This window comes from Leyella stercorea (genome assembly GCF_021531655.1).
The window spans coordinates 33857-50879 of the sequence record NZ_JADYUF010000025.1; the positions used below are offsets into that span (position 1 = coordinate 33857).

At 49.6% G+C, this 17023-nt stretch carries 12 protein-coding genes; 7 read left to right on the forward strand and 5 right to left on the reverse strand.

Features of this window, described 5'->3' with window-relative positions; all coding sequences use genetic code 11:
• Positions 1-10: 10 nt before the first annotated feature.
• On the reverse strand, positions 11-1117 hold the full coding sequence (locus I6E49_RS08605; RefSeq protein WP_235401820.1) for a hypothetical protein: 1107 nt from the start codon (positions 1115-1117) through the stop codon (positions 11-13).
• A gap of 175 nt (positions 1118-1292) precedes the next feature.
• On the opposite strand from I6E49_RS08605, the gene I6E49_RS08610 reads away from it, so the two are divergent.
• The 3 genes from I6E49_RS08610 (at position 1293) to I6E49_RS08620 (ending at position 8792) form a co-directional block, all read left to right on the forward strand.
• Positions 1293-2489: an ATP-binding protein gene (locus tag I6E49_RS08610; RefSeq protein ID WP_235401822.1), complete on the forward strand. Its 1197-nt coding sequence runs from the start codon at positions 1293-1295 to the stop codon at positions 2487-2489.
• Positions 2490-2523: 34 nt separating this feature from the next.
• Complete coding sequence (gene nifJ / locus I6E49_RS08615) at positions 2524-6120, forward strand: pyruvate:ferredoxin (flavodoxin) oxidoreductase (protein ID WP_235401824.1); 3597 nt, start codon at positions 2524-2526, stop codon at positions 6118-6120.
• A gap of 1100 nt (positions 6121-7220) precedes the next feature.
• Positions 7221-8792 carry an NAD(P)/FAD-dependent oxidoreductase gene (locus tag I6E49_RS08620; RefSeq protein WP_235401826.1) on the forward strand — a complete coding sequence of 524 codons (1572 nt, stop codon included), beginning with the start codon at positions 7221-7223 and terminating at the stop codon, positions 8790-8792.
• Positions 8793-8823: 31 nt separating this feature from the next.
• On the opposite strand, the gene I6E49_RS08625 is transcribed toward I6E49_RS08620, so the two are convergent.
• From I6E49_RS08625 to I6E49_RS08640, 4 genes are all read right to left on the reverse strand, one after another.
• Positions 8824-9702, reverse strand: a complete 879-nt coding sequence (locus I6E49_RS08625) for an aldose 1-epimerase family protein (protein ID WP_235401828.1) — start codon at positions 9700-9702, stop codon at positions 8824-8826.
• A gap of 30 nt (positions 9703-9732) precedes the next feature.
• A complete protein-coding gene (gene cmk / locus I6E49_RS08630; protein ID WP_235401830.1) occupies positions 9733-10422 on the reverse strand; it encodes a (d)CMP kinase in 690 nt (229 codons plus the stop codon).
• A 53-nt stretch (positions 10423-10475) separates the two neighbouring features.
• Positions 10476-11426, reverse strand: coding sequence for a type IX secretion system protein PorQ (gene porQ / locus I6E49_RS08635; protein WP_235401832.1), 951 nt, complete (start codon positions 11424-11426; stop codon positions 10476-10478).
• Between the two features lie 73 nt (positions 11427-11499).
• Positions 11500-13170 carry a SulP family inorganic anion transporter gene (locus I6E49_RS08640; RefSeq protein ID WP_235401834.1) on the reverse strand — a complete coding sequence of 557 codons (1671 nt, stop codon included), beginning with the start codon at positions 13168-13170 and terminating at the stop codon, positions 11500-11502.
• A gap of 246 nt (positions 13171-13416) precedes the next feature.
• Here I6E49_RS08640 and I6E49_RS14645 point away from each other — a divergent pair, with 246 nt between their 5' ends.
• From I6E49_RS14645 to I6E49_RS08660, 4 genes are read left to right on the forward strand one after another with little or no spacing between them, the layout of a single operon-like run.
• Positions 13417-14145 carry an energy transducer TonB gene (locus I6E49_RS14645; protein WP_235401836.1) on the forward strand — a complete coding sequence of 243 codons (729 nt, stop codon included), beginning with the start codon at positions 13417-13419 and terminating at the stop codon, positions 14143-14145.
• 56 nt (positions 14146-14201) lie between these two features.
• Positions 14202-15176 (forward strand): polyprenyl synthetase family protein, encoded by a 975-nt coding sequence (locus I6E49_RS08650; protein ID WP_235401837.1) that lies wholly within the window; start codon positions 14202-14204, stop codon positions 15174-15176.
• Positions 15177-15228: 52 nt separating this feature from the next.
• Positions 15229-15927, forward strand: coding sequence for a hypothetical protein (locus I6E49_RS08655; protein WP_235401839.1), 699 nt, complete (start codon positions 15229-15231; stop codon positions 15925-15927).
• On the forward strand, positions 15924-16700 hold the full coding sequence (locus tag I6E49_RS08660; protein ID WP_235401841.1) for a TatD family hydrolase: 777 nt from the start codon (positions 15924-15926) through the stop codon (positions 16698-16700). Before I6E49_RS08655 ends, I6E49_RS08660 begins: the two co-directional genes overlap by 4 nt.
• Positions 16701-17023 lie beyond the last annotated feature (323 nt).

Genomic DNA, 17023 nt, shown 5'->3' on the forward strand with positions numbered 1-17023 from the left:
TTTTGGGGTTTTATGCCAACCCCGTATTCAGCAGATTTTCCGGGTTAAGCTGCACGCGCAGACGGTATTTGTCGGCATAGTAGACGCTCATCAGTCGGCGCGGCTCGTGTATGGTAGGAGTCAGGGCAAGAGCCACGTGTCCCATAGTGCGGCGCAGATTAAGTTCAACGCAGGGGTGCAGCCAGAAGCCCTCGCCCTCCGAACGTGCCACAGCCATCATGTCTACGCCGAACGGACCGCTATAGACGCCGTTCATAAGTGGGGCTACAGTCTGGCGTATCTGCATGCAGATGCTGTCGAGCAACTGCATGTCGACATAGCGCGACAGCATCTCGCGTTTGTCTGCTTCAGTAGCGCAGATGCTGGCTGTATATGCTCCGCCGCGAGTGTCGAAGAGCGACAGGCCGAGATAGCCGATTGTCCCGTCGGCATTTGCCACGAACTCCATGCCGAAGTCGTACACCTTATTATATAAAGGCTCAATCATAATGCCACCCTGCTGACGCAGTACGCCGCGCATCCATCCCAGCAGATGATTGTCAGGAGCGGGTTGTGCCACATAGCGCACGCCTCTGCCGCTGCTGCTCCATGGCGACTTCACCACGCTACGGCCGTATTGCTGCATGGCACGCAGCGCCTCGTCCTCAGTAGCGCAGTAGCGGCTTTCGCCTACTACACCAGGATTGGCATCGTGAAGCAACGGCAGCAGTCGCTCGGCGGCAAAACGGCGGCTGCTCATGTCGCGGATAGAGGCAAGACGCTCGTCGGAAGGCAGCACAGGTTCGAGCGACGGGGCTGCACGCAGCAGCTGCTCCTTAATGGTGCGGTCCCATCCCCACGGCGCAATCAGCAAGTCGTGGAGCATGTCGGCGGAAATGTGCTTAAGGTCGCCAGGGGTGACGAACGCCACGTCATGGGCATAGCGCTTCACGTGGCGCACCCATTCGAGCGCCGCCTCCACGTCGTCTACCAATACCATGTCGCCATCGTCTGCCCACAACGCAGGCAGAAAACCAAGGTCGGCACGCAGTTGGCGTCCGGCATGAGGGGCTGTGAAGCGAGACTGGTTGGCAGCCAGAGCGATATCGTGTTCGGGATTGAATATGTGAAGTTTCATAGAATGCAAAATTACTTCATTTTTTCCATATATTCCACGGATATGGTCCAACGAATGTAAAAAAAAATAAAAAACGCATATTTTGCAATATTGGGTTTGCAAATAAAGAAATAAATATTACCTTTGCATAGATTAAATCTTAACAAACCAGACAAGAAACAGAACACGGAGCGGAATGGAAGCTTTCTTCAATACACATAAGTACCTCGTTGAGCATACGGATGCTCCGGTCAGACGTGCATTAATGGACGAAATTGACTGGAGCGACCGTCTGATTGGCATTAAGGGTACAAGAGGTGTGGGAAAAACCACCTTCCTGCTGCAGTATGCCAAGGAGAACTTTGGTGCCGACGACCGCAAGTGTCTGTATGTCAATATGAACAACTTCTATTTCCAGGGACGTGGCATAGCCGACTTTGCCGCCGATTTCTACAATCGTGGAGGCGAGGTGCTGCTCATCGACCAGGTGTTCAAGCAGCCCGATTGGAGCAGGGAGTTGCGCATGTGCTACGACAATTGTCCGGGGCTTAAGATAGTGTTCACCGGTTCGAGCGTGATGCGTCTTAAGGACGAGAATCCCGAGCTGAACGGTATTGTAAATAGTTACAATCTGCGCGGTTTCTCATTCCGCGAATTCCTGAACCTGCTCACAGGCAGCAGTCTGCCTGTCTATAGCTTTGACGACATTCTTGAACATCATGTGGACATAGCCACCAATATAATAGGCGAATGTAGCGATGTGCCCGAATATTTCCTTAGCTATCTGCACCACGGCTTCTACCCGTTCTTTCTTGAGCACAGGAACTTTGAGGAGAATCTGCTCAAGACGATGAATATGATGACCGAGGTGGACATCCTGCTCATCAAGCAGATTGAGCTGAAATATCTCACCAAGATCAAGAAGCTGTTCTATCTGCTGGCTTTGGACGTGGCGAAAGCACCCAATATAAGCAATCTGGCACACGACATCTCTACCAGCCGGGCTACGGTGATGAACTATATAAAGTATCTGTCCGATGCACGACTCATAAATATGATTTACAACCCGGGTGACGAATTTCCTAAGAAACCCGCCAAGATAATGATGCACAATCCCAATCTCCTGTATGCCATATATCCCATCGTGGCGCGCACTCAGGAGGTGATGGAGACATTCTTTGTCAATACGCTGTGGAAAGACCACAAAGTGCATCAGGCAGGCAAGGACGCATGCTACATAGTTGACGACGACTGCCGTTGCCGCATTGTAGACGCTTCAGGCACATCAAGGTTGCGAAATACGGCTAAGACTATCTACGCCGAGTATAACACACCCAACGGCATTGGTTATGACAACCATATCCCGCTGTGGCTATTCGGATTATTATACTAAAACAAAAATACATTAACATTTTATTTTCAACAAAATGGCTAAAGAAAAAAAGTTTATCACATGTGATGGTAACACAGCTGCCGCTCACGTGAGCTACATGTTCACAGAGGTTGCTGCTATCTATCCTATCACTCCATCATCTCCGATGGCTGAGCACGTAGATGAATGGGCTGCCAAGGGTCGCAAGAACCTCTTCGGTCAGCGAGTTTCTATCCAGGAAATGGAGTCGGAGGCTGGTGCTGCCGGCGCCCTCCACGGATCGCTCCAGGCTGGTGCCCTCACTTCAACATACACTGCATCGCAGGGTCTGTTGCTGATGATTCCTAACATGTACAAGGTTGCCGGCGAGTTGCTGCCTTGCGTATTCAACGTTTCGGCACGTACATTGGCTTCTCACTCATTGTGTATCTTCGGTGACCACCAGGACGTAATGGCTTGCCGTCAGACAGGCTTCGCTATGTTCTGCTCTGGTTCGGTACAGGAGGTTATGGACCTCTCGGCTGTGCCTCACCTCGCTACACTCGAGACATCTGTGCCGTTCATCAACTTCTTCGACGGCTTCCGTACTTCACACGAGTACCACAAGATCGAGGAGATGGATATGGAAGACATCCGTCCGTTGGTAAATCCCGAATATATCAAGCGTTTCCGCGACCGTGCTCTTACACCGGAGCGTCCTGTAACACGCGGTACTGCTGAGAACCCCGAGACATTCTTCACACACCGTGAGGCTTGCAACGAGTACTACGACCGCATCCCTGAGGTAGTAGAGAAGTACTGCCAGGAGATGACCAAGATCACAGGCCGTGAGTATCACCTCTTCAACTACTACGGAGCTGAGGATGCTGAGAACGTAATCATCCTCATGGGTTCGGCTACAGAGCCTGCTCGCGAGGCTATCGACTACCTCAACAAGCAGGGCAAGAAGGTTGGTATGGTGGCTGTTCACCTGTACCGTCCGTTCTCGGTTGACTTCCTGAAGAAGGCTCTTCCTGCTACTGTTAAGCGCATCGCTGTTCTCGACCGTACTAAGGAGCCGGGTGCTGAGGGCGAACCTCTGTACCTCGACGTTAAGTCGGCTCTCTACGACGACGAGCGCAAGCCGCTTATCGTTGGTGGCCGTTACGGTCTGGGTTCTTCTGATACAACACCTGCCAAGATTGTCGCTGTATTCAAGAACCTTGAGCTTCCGCAGCCTAAGAACCACTTCACAGTGGGCATCGTTGACGACGTTACATTCACTTCGCTTCCTGAGGAAGAGGAGATTCCGATGGGCGGCGACGACCTGTTCGAGGCTAAGTTCTACGGACTCGGTGCTGACGGTACTGTAGGTGCCAACAAGAACTCAGTACAGATTATCGGTAACAACACCAACAAGTACTGCCAGGCTTACTTCTCATACGACTCAAAGAAGTCGGGTGGCTTCACTTGCTCACACCTGCGTTTCGGCGACAGCCCAATCCACAGTGCATATCAGGTAAATACTCCTAACTTCGTGGCTTGCCACGTTCAGGCTTACCTCCACATGTATGACGTTACTCGCGGTCTGCGCAAGAACGGCTACTTCCTGTTGAACACCATCTTCGACGGTGAGGAGCTCGTTAACTTCATTCCTAACAAGGTAAAGCGTTGCTTCGCTCAGAACAACATCACCGTTTACTATATCAACGCTACTAAGATTGCTCAGGAGATTGGTCTCGGCAACCGTACCAACACCATCCTCCAGTCGGCATTCTTCCGTATCACAGAGGTGATTCCTTTGGATCTCGCTGTTGAGCAGATGAAGGCATTCATCGTTAAGTCTTACTCTAAGAAGGGTCAGGACGTTGTCGACAAGAACTTCGCAGCTGTTGACCGTGGTGGCGAGTACAAGCAGCTTACTGTTGACCCGGCATGGGCTAACCTCGCTGACGAGGAGGTTAAGGAAGACAACGCTCCGGCATTCGTTAAGGAGCTCGTTCGTCCTATAAACGGCCAGGCTGGCGACTTGCTGAAGGTTTCTGACTTCGTTAAGCACGACACAGTAGACGGTACATGGCAGAACGGTACTTCTGCATTCGAGAAGCGTGGTGTAGAGGCATTCGTTCCTGTATGGAATGTTGAGAACTGTATCCAGTGTAACAAGTGTTCGTTCGTTTGTCCTCACGCTGCTATCCGTCCGTTCGTTCTTACCGACGAGGAGCTTGCTGGTATCGAGGGGCTTGAGACACAGGAAATCAAGGCTCCGGCTGCTCTGAAGGGCATGCACTTCCGCATTGAGACTTCTGTACTCGACTGTCTTGGCTGCGGCAACTGTGCCGACGTTTGCCCGGGCAAGAAGAACAAGGAGACAGGTGAGCTCGAGAAGGCTCTCAAGATGGTTCCGTTCAACGTTGACGCTGAGGACATGAAGAAGGAAGCACAGAACTGGGAGTACCTCGTTCACAACGTAGCCTCTAAGCAGGATCTCGTAGACATCAAGCAGAGCCCCAAGAACTCTCAGTTCGCTCAGCCTCTGTTCGAGTTCTCAGGCGCTTGCTCTGGTTGCGGTGAGACTCCTTACGTTAAGCTCATCTCTCAGCTCTTCGGCGACCGTCAGATGATTGCTAACGCTACAGGTTGCTCTTCTATCTACTCAGCTTCTATCCCGTCAACACCTTACACAAAGAACGCTAAGGGTCAGGGTCCTGCATTCGACAACTCATTGTTCGAGGACTTCTGCGAGTTCGGTCTTGGTATGGTACTCGGCAACAAGAAGATGAAGGAGCGCATCTGCCACCTCCTCGAAGAGGCTAAGGCTGACGAGCACGTTCCTGCAGAGTTCGTTGCTGCTGCTGATAAGTGGATGGCCAACATGAACGATTCAGAGGGTTCTAAGGAGGCTGCTGCCGAGCTCAAGCCGCTTATCGCCGCTGGTGCTGAGAAGGGTTGCCCGGTTTGCGCTGAATTGAAGACTCTCGACCACTACCTCGTAAAGCGCAGCCAGTGGATTATCGGTGGCGACGGTGCTTCTTACGATATCGGTTACGGCGGTCTCGACCACGTATTGGCTTCTGGTGAGGACGTAAACATCCTCGTACTCGATACTGAGGTTTACTCTAACACAGGTGGTCAGTCGTCTAAGTCAACTCCGCTCGGTGCTATCGCTCAGTTTGCTGCTCAGGGCAAGCGTATCCGCAAGAAGGACCTCGGCTTGATGCAGACAACATACGGCTACGTCTACGTAGCTCAGATTGCTATGGGTGCTGACAATGCTCAGACATTGAAGGCTATCCGCGAGGCAGAGGCTTATCCAGGTCCGTCACTCATCATCGCTTACGCTCCGTGTATCAACCACGGTCTGAAGCGCAAGGGCGGTATGGGTCGCTCACAGAACGAGGAGAAGCTCGCTGTTGACTGCGGTTACTGGCACTTGTGGCGTTTCAACCCGCAGTTGGCTGACGAGGGCAAGAACCCGTTCACTCTCGACTCTAAGGCTCCTAAGTGGGACGACTTCCGCGACTTCCTCCTCGGCGAGGTTCGTTATCTGTCAGTACAGAAGGCATTCCCGAAGGAGGCCGACGAGCTCTTCAGCCAGGCTGAGAAGATGGCTAAGCTCCGCTACCAGACTTACGTTCGTAAGAGCCAGGAGGACTGGAGCGAGCAGATCTAAAAAAATAGAAATTGATGTTTAATGATTGATTGCTGGTTTTTAGTGATTGATTATTGAATAGATAATTAAGTGGCAGCGCCTTAGGTGTTGCCACTTTTTTTGTAGGGGGTGTAGCATTTCGCGATCCCCTTTCTTATTTACGCTGAACGGTTTGTTCACCGTCGACTTGCATAATTTAGGACGTTTTTTCAGCTCACTTTTTATGCGAAAATGTGCTTCTAAAGGTCAGATTTTTGGCTTTTAGGGTTCAAAATTCAATAAAAAGCCCTTTTTCAGGGCAAAAATCCATGGTTTTAATGCCTTTCAAAGACAATACCATAATACAAGAAATAAGAGATAATAGCCATGTATTCAGTATGTTAAGCATTTTTTCCAGTTTGCAATCACATTATACGATACTTATACTTCGTTGTGATTGGTGTGCCGCTTTGGCTTGATTTCGATTGAGAAATGCTTGTTTTTGATAGGGTTTGATGTAGAAACAAGCGAAAATCAATTGCTGACAGTCTGTATTTTGCTCTGAAAAACCGTCAGAAATTGGCTGTTGAGGCTCTATTTATGTTGAAGAAGAAAAGGAAAGAGCACGAATACGACGATGATGAGGCTTGTGGACGGATGAGTGTTGTGTATGCAAAATATTGTGTACCAATACATTAGCTATATATATTGCTATTGCGGTTAGTCATTTAGTCATTTAGTCATTTAGTCATTTTCGATTTTGGGAATGTCATTTTTGGGTCTATAGTATAATATATAAATTTATATATTATACTATAGGGGGCTGACTGCACTTTTTTTGATTTTGACTAAATGACTAAATGACTAAATGACTAAATGACTAAATGACTAAACCATCGACTACCGTGCCACTATCTGCTTCCCGACAAAATGGTCACGTCATTCCCGACAACTATTGCAAGTGTGATTGGAATGTATTAACTTTGCAGCCGTGATACAGAACTGACATTTGCAATCTCTGGAGGCTGCAGAAATTCTCTCGGCAGACAGTAGAAATTCTCTCGGCAGACAGTAAAGACAGCTTCAATATCACACTATCATAACAACAAACGTTTCACCCAAAACAGATACAGACACACAAGATGATACAGGAATACCAGATACGAGTTTTGCCCGTTGTGGCTTCAAGCGAGCAGAATATACGACAGTTTGTGGCAGAGGACAAGGGCATTGATGTCCGTACGATTAATGCCGTGCGTGTTCTGAAGCGTAGCATTGACGCACGCCAGCGCACCATTTTCATCAATCTTACGGTAAGAGTCTACATCAACGAATTGCCACAGGATGACGAGTATGTCAGCACAGAATATGGTGATGTAAGTTCAAAGCCAGCAGTGGTTGTTGTGGGCGAAGGACCTGGCGGATTGTTTGCCTCGCTCAGGCTTATTGAACTCGGTCTGCGTCCGATTGTGCTGGAACGTGGCAAGAATGTGCGCGACCGCAAGGTAGACCTTGCTAACATAAAGAAAACGCAGAAGGTAGATCCCGAGAGCAACTATTGCTTCGGCGAGGGTGGGGCAGGAGCCTATTCTGATGGCAAACTATATACCCGCTCAAAGAAGCGTGGCAATATCGAGAAGATTCTTAATGTTTTCTGCCAGCATGGTGCGTCTACCTCAATCCTTGCCGACGCTCATCCACACATTGGTACCGACAAGTTGCCGAAGGTGATTGAAAATATGCGCGAGACGATAATACGATGCGGTGGCGAGGTGCATTTTCAGACCAAGATGACACGTCTTGTCATCAACGATGACACAGTTGTGGGTATAGAGGCTCTGAATCTGCTGACGGGTGTCGAGGAGGTTTATCGCGGACCGGTAATACTTGCTACAGGCCATTCGGCACGCGACGTGTATCGCTATCTTGCCGAGGCTAAGGTGGAGATAGAGGCTAAGGGCATTGCTGTAGGTGTGCGTCTGGAGCATCCCTCGCAACTGATTGACCAGATACAGTATCATTCAAAACAGGGTAGAGGAAAATATCTGCCTGCGGCTGAGTACAGCTTTGTGACGCAGGTGGCCGACCGTGGGGTTTATTCGTTCTGTATGTGTCCGGGCGGTTTTGTCATTCCGGCAGCTACCGACAAGGAGCAGCTCGTGGTGAACGGTATGAGTCCGAGCAATCGCGGCACTCAATGGAGCAATTCGGGTATGGTAGTTGAGACACGTCCTGAGGATGTGGAAGGCGATGAGAATGATCCGTTGCGCGTGATGCACTTCCAGGAGCAGCTTGAGCGTGCATGCTGGCAGCAGGGCAATATGAAGCAGACGGCTCCGGCGCAGCGCATGGCCGACTTCGTCAACGGCCGCCTCTCGTACGACCTCCCTAAGAGCAGCTATGCGCCAGGTCTGATTTCGTCGCCGTTGCACTTCTGGCTGCCCCGCCAGGTGGGCAAGCGACTGCAGGAGGGATTCAAGAAGTTTGGCAAGATGAGTCACGGATTCCTCACCAATGAGGCTGTGATGATAGCCACCGAAACACGCACGTCATCGCCGGTACGCATTGTGCGCGACCGTGAGACATTGCAGCATGTGCGCATACATGGTCTGTTTCCGTGTGGCGAGGGAGCAGGATATGCAGGCGGCATCGTGTCGGCAGGTGTCGATGGCGAACGGTGTGCCGAGATGTGTGCCGCCTACATGAAGGTGTAATAAATAAAAATAGGGGCGAGTAGAGGTTGTTTTACTCGCCTATTTTTATGACATATTCGCTCATGAACGAAGCTCCGGGCTGCAGATGGTTCATGAGATATTTGTCGCGGAATTGTCCCTTGTACTCATAATGGTCGTGAACACCATACCACGGTTCGAGGCAGATGAATGGGGCGTTCTTGCCGTAGGGAGTCCATATGCCTACACAAGGTGTGTTGAACTTTACCGTAACAACGGGGCGGGCATCCTGCGGGTCGAGTATCTCGATGGAGTGAAGCTGACAGTGGTCGATGACGATGGCATCGTCCTTGAATGTCTCCTCGTTGAAGGGCAGCAGTCCGCCTTCGAGTGTCGGCAACGGATAGCGGTCGTCGGTGATGCAGCCTTCGTGGTTGCCGTAGATGCGGTCAATCTCGTCGGTGTTGTCGAAGCGCAGCACGCCCTTGATAGGTTCGCCCTCGCTGATACCAGGCAGATTGAAAGCAGGATGTGCGCCAATCTGGAAGTGCATCTCACGGGTGTCAGTATTGTGTACATGCCATATTACGTGTACCTCATTGTCCACCAGCTTGTAGGTGACAGAGAGCATGAAGCGGTAGGGATATTGGCGCAGTGTGTTCTCGGTCTCGTGCAGTACATAGGTGACGCTGTGGTCGGTTTGTCGCAGAACCTTGAAGTTCATGTCGCGTGCAAATCCGTGACGGCCCAACTGGTAAGTCTCGCCATCGGTGCGATAGGTGCCTTTCCACAGTCCGCATACTATAGGGAAGAGTATTGGCGAGCGTCTGCCCCAATACTTGTCGTCGCCCTGCCAAAGATATTCCTTTTCGTCAGCATCCTTGATGCTCTGAAGTTCGGCACCAAGGTCGGATACTTCAACTGTCAAATATTCGTTTTGTAGCTTTTCCATTGTTCGTTTGGTTCTAGTCTTCAAACTTGTTTATTTGGTTCTTTCTTCAAACATCTTCATAAGCCACTGCTTCTGTTCGGCAATGGTCAGATTGCTGTTGTCGAGCAACAGGGCATCGTCAGCCTGGCGCAGTGGTGAAGTGGCGCGATGGGTATCGATATAGTCACGCTCCTCTACGTTCTTGAGTATGTCGTCGAAGTCGGCTGGCATCCCCTTTGCCTGCAGTTCCTTGTATCGGCGCATAGCACGTATCTCGGCTGTGGCAGTAACAAAAATCTTCAGTTCGGCATCGGGGAATACAACTGTTCCGATGTCGCGTCCGTCCATTACGATGCCTTTATCGCGTCCCATAGCCTGCTGTTGCTCCACCAGTTTGGCGCGTACGAATGGCAGGGCTGCTACAGGACTTACGTGCTGTGACACCTCGAGCGAGCGTATTTGGTTTTCCACTACCTCACCGTTGAGACAAGCTTCAGGACGACCGGTCTCAGCATTCAGTTTAAACGAAATCTGCACCTGTGGCAGAAGTTGCTCCAGACGTTCGGCTTCAACATTGCCCTTGCCGTCAAAGAGATTGTTGCGCATTGCAAACAGCGTCACGGCACGATACATAGCGCCCGTGTCAACGTAGATATAGCCCACCTCGCGGGCCAAGTCTTTTGCCATAGTGCTTTTTCCGCACGACGAGTATCCGTCAATGGCTATCACAATTTTCTTCATTTCAGTATATAGTCTTATATAATTCTCTTTTTACCCTTTTACCTTTTTACCTTTCAAAGGTTGAATGCCGCATTCACCACTATCGACGAGCTCGAAACGTGGTATTTGCCATATGCCAGGTTTATCTTGATGCGGCTGAGATTCAGTCCGGCACCGAACGACAGACCAGCGCCATGCGAACTCTTGCCGTCAGCCGACTCAATCTTCATGTCATGAGCCCGTCGGAAGTTGTAGCCGCCACCAATCCATATCGACTCCGAGATGACAGCGTCGACACCTAATACAAGGTGGTTGACGAAGCTATAGTTCCAATGGTTAAGGCCTACCAATGTGGCGGATAGACGGAAGGGCATATTTTCAAATTTCTTGCTTGCGCCGACCTGCAGGTCGATAGGCATACTTTCAAAGTCGTCGTCGTAAGCCTTGAGCTGTCCACCGAGGTTGCGTGCCACAGCCGACACAGACCATTCGGTATCGGGGTCGTAATAGTTGAGACCAAGGTCGACACCCATAGCCAGTGAGTTGTAGCTGCCTATGTACGAAGTGATGAATCGGGCAGCAATACCGCCAGCAATGCGACTGCCGAGCATATAAGAGAAATGTCCGCTCACGGCGATGTCCTTGGCTGAAAATTCGCCCGTCTGCTGATTGTCGGCATCGGTCTGTCGCATTGTGCCGTAATTGATAAACTGTCCACTTACGGCCCATGATATTTTCTCGCCGACATTGCGGTTGAATGATGCGCTTGCTGCCATCGAGCCCGACATATAAGTCATGAAGTTGAATCCGATGGTCTTGTCGCTTACCGACGACAGCAAGGCAGGGTTGTGAAAAGTCAGCGAAGCGTCGTCCTCGATAAGCGAAGTGTTGTCGCCGCCCAGCGCCGCAGCGTGCGCACTAACCGGAAGGCGCAGAAAATTATATAGCGTCTGGCTTTCCTGAGCGCACATTGTGGCGATGCTGGCGAATGTAAGTATATAAAATGCGGTTAAAAATCTTTTCATCGTTTATATAATATGGTGCAAAGTTAGTAAATAAACGATAAATACCTCATTTTATTGTCTCGTTTTATCATCATCATTTTATGATTTCCTTAGCACGTTCAAGTGCCAGGTTGATGTGGCTGCAGATGTTGTCCTCGCCGATAAGGTCGTAGAACTTGGCCTTTTCGAGCTGGCTGTGTACCTTAGGACTTACTCCCGACAGCACAATCTGAATGCCCTCGTTCTTGCTCATAAGGCAGAGGTTGGTGAGGTTGTGAATACCTGTTGAGTCGACGAATGGTACCTTACGCATACGGATGATACGTACCTTCGGACGGTCGCCGAATGTGGCCATAATCTCCTCAAACTTGTTGCCGGCACCGAAGAAGTAAGGACCGTTGATTTCGTACACCTCAACGCCCTGTGGTATTGTAAGGTGCTCAAGATTACCTTTGACGATGTCTGACTCCTCGTTGATTTCGTCCATGATTACCTTCACGTCTGTAGTCTCCGACATGCGCTTCATGAAGAGCAGGCAGGCGATGATGAGTCCCACCTCAATGGCAACTGTAAGGTCGAAGATGATGGTGAGGAAGAAGGTGATGAGCAGCACGGTGACGTCGCTCTTAGGGTTCTTCATCAGCGCTACGAACGAGCGCCATCCGCACATTCCGTACGATACGATTACGAGCACACCGGCAAGACATGCCATAGGGATGTACTTGGCAAGCGGCATGAGGAAGAGGAAGATAAGCAACAAAACGATGGCGTGGATGATGCCTGCGATAGGTGTGCGTCCGCCGTTGTTGATGTTGGTCATTGTACGGGCTATGGCTCCTGTGGCAGGAATACCGCCGAAGAGAGGCGAAGCAAGGTTGGCTACACCTTGTGCTATAAGCTCTGTGTTGGAGTTGTGGTGGTCGCCTATGACACCATCTGCTACTGTGGCAGAGAGCAGCGACTCGATGGCACCGAGCACAGCAATGGTGAGCGCCGGAGCTACAAGACTCTTGATGGTTTCCCATGTCATTGCCGGAACCTGCATATCCGGGATATCGTTGCTCACGCTGAAGCGGTCGCCGATGGTCTCGATGGTGCTGACGCCAAAGTAAGTCTTGAGTATCAAGGCTGCGATGGTCATGATGATGATGGCAACGAGCGAGCCAGGTATCTTCTTGCTGAATTTTGGGGTGATGGCTATGATTATGACGCTCACGATGCCCACGAGCGAGCACCACAGGTCGGCTGTAGAGAAATGCGAGATGTAGCAGCCCCATTTCTCGATGAAGTCGGACGGTACGGAGTCGATGGTAAGTCCGAAGAGGTCCTTGATCTGTGTGGTGAAGATGGTAACGGCAATACCGCTGGTGAATCCTACTACAATAGGGTAGGGGATGTACTTGATGATAGTGCCAAGCTTAAGCACTCCGAACATAATAAGGAACACACCTGCCATGAGAGTGGCTATGGTAAGACCTTCAAGTCCGTATTTCTGTATAATGCCGTATATGATGATGATGAAAGCACCAGTAGGACCTCCAATCTGTACTTTGCTGCCGCCGAGCAGCGAGATAATGAATCCGGCAACGATAGCCGTGATGATGCCTTTCTCAGGCGTTACGCCCGAGGCGATACCAAATGCAATGGCAAGCGGCAGGGCGACAATGCCCACAATGATGCCCGCCATGAGGTCGCTCATGAACGTCTTACGGTTGTACGACTTTAGCGTCGTAAACAGTTGGGGTTTGAAATCGAATGTCTTCATCCTCAAAATTTTAGTGTTGAAATGAATTGAATATAAAACAATAGTTTCCTGTAAACGACTGCAAAATTAAGCATTTTTTAGAAGATGGCAAAATAGTAACCAAGCAAAAACGGGAAAAGCGGTTGGCATAAAGAATAATTTATGATGTTTCGTTGCTTTTTGTGCCAGACATTGTGTAACTTTGCAAAATAGAGGCTTCACCCCAGCCGCTTATTAAAGATAAAAACAACAATATAATATTGAGGAGTGGAACAGAAAAAGTCACGGCGTGCTGATTTGGAGAGATGGCGTCCTATATTTTTTGTAGCGGGACTCGTAATGCCTCTGTTGCTGTTTCTTGCCGCACTTGAATACAGAACCCTGGCAGAGCCTGAAATTGACATGTCGAGCCTTATGGATGACGTGTCTAAGGAGAACGAGTATATTCCCGTGCCTTCGCCCGAACGGACAGATATGGCTGCTGCTGCCCATGCTAAGCCTAAAAAGCCAGACACGCAACAGCTGAAGGTGGTCGACCATAAGACTCCAGTGAATAGACTTGACAATATTGCCCAAAGTCGCAATGAAAGCGAAGAAGGCGATGAGGGTAATGGCGGCGAAAAGGCTGAAGGCGACACTAAAACGACGCCACAGCCCATAGCTGTAGATATGGGCGACAATCCGCTCAATTTCCGCATTGTAGAGCAGTTGCCCGAATTTCCAGGCGGTATGTCGGCATTCGTAAAATGGCTGACCGACAACCTGAAGTATCCCTACTCGGCACAAAGCCAGAAGATAAAGGGACGAGTGGTTGTAACGTTCATAGTCAATCGCGACGGAACTACAAGCGACCTGAAGGTTTCGAAGTCGGCACATCCCATTCTCGACCGCGAGGCCCTGCGCGTAATGCGTATGATGCCGCGCTGGAAGCCCGGTGTGGCCAACAATCGACCATGTCGCACCATGATGGCAATACCCGTTGAGTTCGCATTGTAACATACTAAAAACATACATTCTTTTATATAGAAATTTAAGATATTCAAAAAGATATTATGAAGACAGCTGATGAAATATTGAAGCAAGTGAATGATTTTCTCGACAATCTTGCTTACGATCGCAAACCAGAGTCGCTTTACGCACCAATACGTTATGTGCTCTCTATGGGAGGCAAACGTATACGTCCTGTACTGATGCTTTTGGGCTACAATATGTTCAAAGACAATCCCGAAAGCATCCTGATGCCGGCTTGCGCTCTTGAGACCTATCACAACTATACATTGCTGCACGACGACCTTATGGACAACGCTTCCATACGTCGTGGCCATCAGACAGTACATTGCAAGTGGAATGCCAATACAGCCATCCTTTCGGGCGACTCGATGCTTGTACTGGCATATCAGCGCATGGCGCAATGTGACAAGGCTCACTTGGCACAGGTGCTTGGCATATTCACCGAGACAGCTCTGCAGATAGGCGAGGGTCAGCAGTACGATATGGACTTTGAGCATCGCAACGATGTAGCCGAAGACGAATACATAGAGATGATACGACTAAAGACGAGCGTACTGCTTGCTTGTGCGCTCAAGATAGGTGCTGTGCTGGCTGGAGCGTCTGAGGAAGATGCCGAGAATCTTTATAAGTTTGGTGAGCGCATAGGTCTTGCTTTCCAGTTGCAGGACGACTATCTTGACGTTTATGGCGACCCCAAGGTTTTCGGTAAGGCAATTGGTGGAGACATCATGTCGAACAAGAAGACCTACATGCTTATCAATGCCTTCAATCGTGCCAACGCACAGCAGCGTGCTGAACTGGAGCGCTGGGTGAATGCCGAAACATTCGACCGTGAGGAGAAGATTGCTGCCGTGACAAAGTTGTACAACGAGATAGGCGTAGACCGTTTGGCACAGGACAAGATAGCACAATACTTCGGCGAAAGTCGAAAGTATCTTGATGCCGTGAGTGTTTCGGACGACCGCAAGGTAGAACTGGCAGCTTATGCACAGCGTATGATGAAGCGCAAGTATTAATTTCTGTGTTTCATCCAATCACTAATCAATCATTACTAATTAATCATTAAACGTGCCCTACCGTAGATTTCCAAAGACAGATACTGCTCGCCTGCGCTCGCTCGGAGAATTGCTTGACAATAATGATGTTTATGCTGCCAAGACAAGGTTTATCAGCATGGACGTAATCGCTAAGGCAAAGAATTTGCATGACCAGCTGAAGACGTTGAGCAAACAGTTTCTGTTGTGTTATGAAGCCCAAATGCGCAATTATAAGCGTGTGGCAAAACCGCAGAAGCATATGATGATGTATTTGCAGCACTTTGTGCGTGTGTTGCTGATGAGCGTAGAGCGTGGTGAAATAAAGGGTTCGGCACTCAGCGAATTCTATGCCATTGATGATCCGGAGGAGACTTTGCGTCAGCTGCACATAGTGGATGATGCCTGTAAAATAGCTCCAATGATTATAGAAGGCGAGAAAAAACGCATAGCTGCCGGTGGCCGGCCCATTTACAATCCAACCATCGGTATGGTGGCAACGCATTTCGATATTTTTGCCGACATTTATAAGCAACAGCGCATATTGAATGATAAGGCCGACCGTGCACTCGCCCAGTTGAAGGCTATGCGTGCACAGGTCGATGTGCTGACAGTGGATATTTGGAATACGGTGGAGGCTCACTTTGCCGATTTGCCACCAGAGATACGCTACGACGAATGTCGCAAATATGGCTTGATATATTATTATCGTAAAGGAGAAAACAAGATATGAATTTCATAGACACACACACACATCTCGATGGCGAGGAATTTGCAGCCGACCTGCATGAGGTTGTCGACAGGGCTCGTGAGGCTGGAGTTAGCAAGGTGTTTGTGCCGGCTATTGACCTTAAGTCGGTGGATACTGTGGTAGAAACGTGCAATCAGTTTCCCGGTTACGCCTATCCAATGATAGGATTGCATCCCGAGGAGGTGAGGGCCGACTGGAGCAGCGTTCTCGATGAAATGTACAAGCGCCTGAAGCCTGGCCATCCTTTCATCGCAGTTGGCGAAGTGGGAATTGATTACTATTGGTCGCGTGAGTTTGAGAAAGAGCAACTTATGGCTTTTGAGCGTCAGGTGCAATGGTCGATAGAGACTCGTCTGCCGCTTATGATTCATTGTCGTAAGGGGCAGAACGAGATGGTGAGTATGTTGCGTCATTATGCCGACGAATTGCCAGGAGGAGTGTTCCATTGCTTCACAGGCAATGAGCACGAGGCTGAAGAACTGCTGCAGTTTGAACGTTTTGTTCTTGGCATTGGTGGCGTGCTGACATTCAAGAAGAGCCATCTGCCTGAAGTGTTGCCCAGTGTGGTGCCACTCAACCGTATTGTTCTCGAAACCGACTCGCCGTATATGGCACCTGTGCCTATGCGTGGCAAGCGCAACGAAAGCGCTTATGTAGCATATGTATTACAGAAACTTGCTGAGTGCTATGGGGTCGATTTGCAATGTGTGGCTGATACTACAAATGCTACTGTTAAGAGAATATTTGGTATATAAAAAGGTTTATCCGGAATTTGGAGTGATTAAATTATTCGTTAAGTCTTCGTTAAGTCTTCGTTATACCTTCGTTATACCTTCGTTAAATCTCCGTTATGCCTCCGTTATGCCTTCGCTTCGTTAACGTAGGCAGATCGAGTTCACTACGGAGGCAGATCGAGTTCACTACGGAGGATGAACGAATAACGAACGAAGGAACAACGGAGCGAGAAAGAATGAAATGCTATATCAACACAAACGGTGTAACGACGAGGGCGTGTCAAAAGTCACAGCAGTACGCCCCGAAGGGGCAGAAGCTCATAGCCCAGGGCAACACCCTGGGT

What these genes read in the sequence shown, in the direction of transcription:
- I6E49_RS08640 (WP_235401834.1), bottom strand. Translation starts at nt 13,170, where the DNA reads ATGAAGACATTCGATTTCAAACCCCAACTGTTTACGACGCTAAAGTCG.
- I6E49_RS08660 (WP_235401841.1), top strand. Translation starts at nt 15,924, where the DNA reads ATGAATTTCATAGACACACACACACATCTCGATGGCGAGGAATTTGCA.
- cmk (WP_235401830.1), bottom strand. Translation starts at nt 10,422, where the DNA reads ATGAAGAAAATTGTGATAGCCATTGACGGATACTCGTCGTGCGGAAAA.
- I6E49_RS08620 (WP_235401826.1), top strand. Translation starts at nt 7,221, where the DNA reads ATGATACAGGAATACCAGATACGAGTTTTGCCCGTTGTGGCTTCAAGC.
- I6E49_RS08610 (WP_235401822.1), top strand. Translation starts at nt 1,293, where the DNA reads ATGGAAGCTTTCTTCAATACACATAAGTACCTCGTTGAGCATACGGAT.
- I6E49_RS08650 (WP_235401837.1), top strand. Translation starts at nt 14,202, where the DNA reads ATGAAGACAGCTGATGAAATATTGAAGCAAGTGAATGATTTTCTCGAC.
- porQ (WP_235401832.1), bottom strand. Translation starts at nt 11,426, where the DNA reads ATGAAAAGATTTTTAACCGCATTTTATATACTTACATTCGCCAGCATC.
- I6E49_RS08625 (WP_235401828.1), bottom strand. Translation starts at nt 9,702, where the DNA reads ATGGAAAAGCTACAAAACGAATATTTGACAGTTGAAGTATCCGACCTT.
- I6E49_RS08605 (WP_235401820.1), bottom strand. Translation starts at nt 1,117, where the DNA reads ATGAAACTTCACATATTCAATCCCGAACACGATATCGCTCTGGCTGCC.
- nifJ (WP_235401824.1), top strand. Translation starts at nt 2,524, where the DNA reads ATGGCTAAAGAAAAAAAGTTTATCACATGTGATGGTAACACAGCTGCC.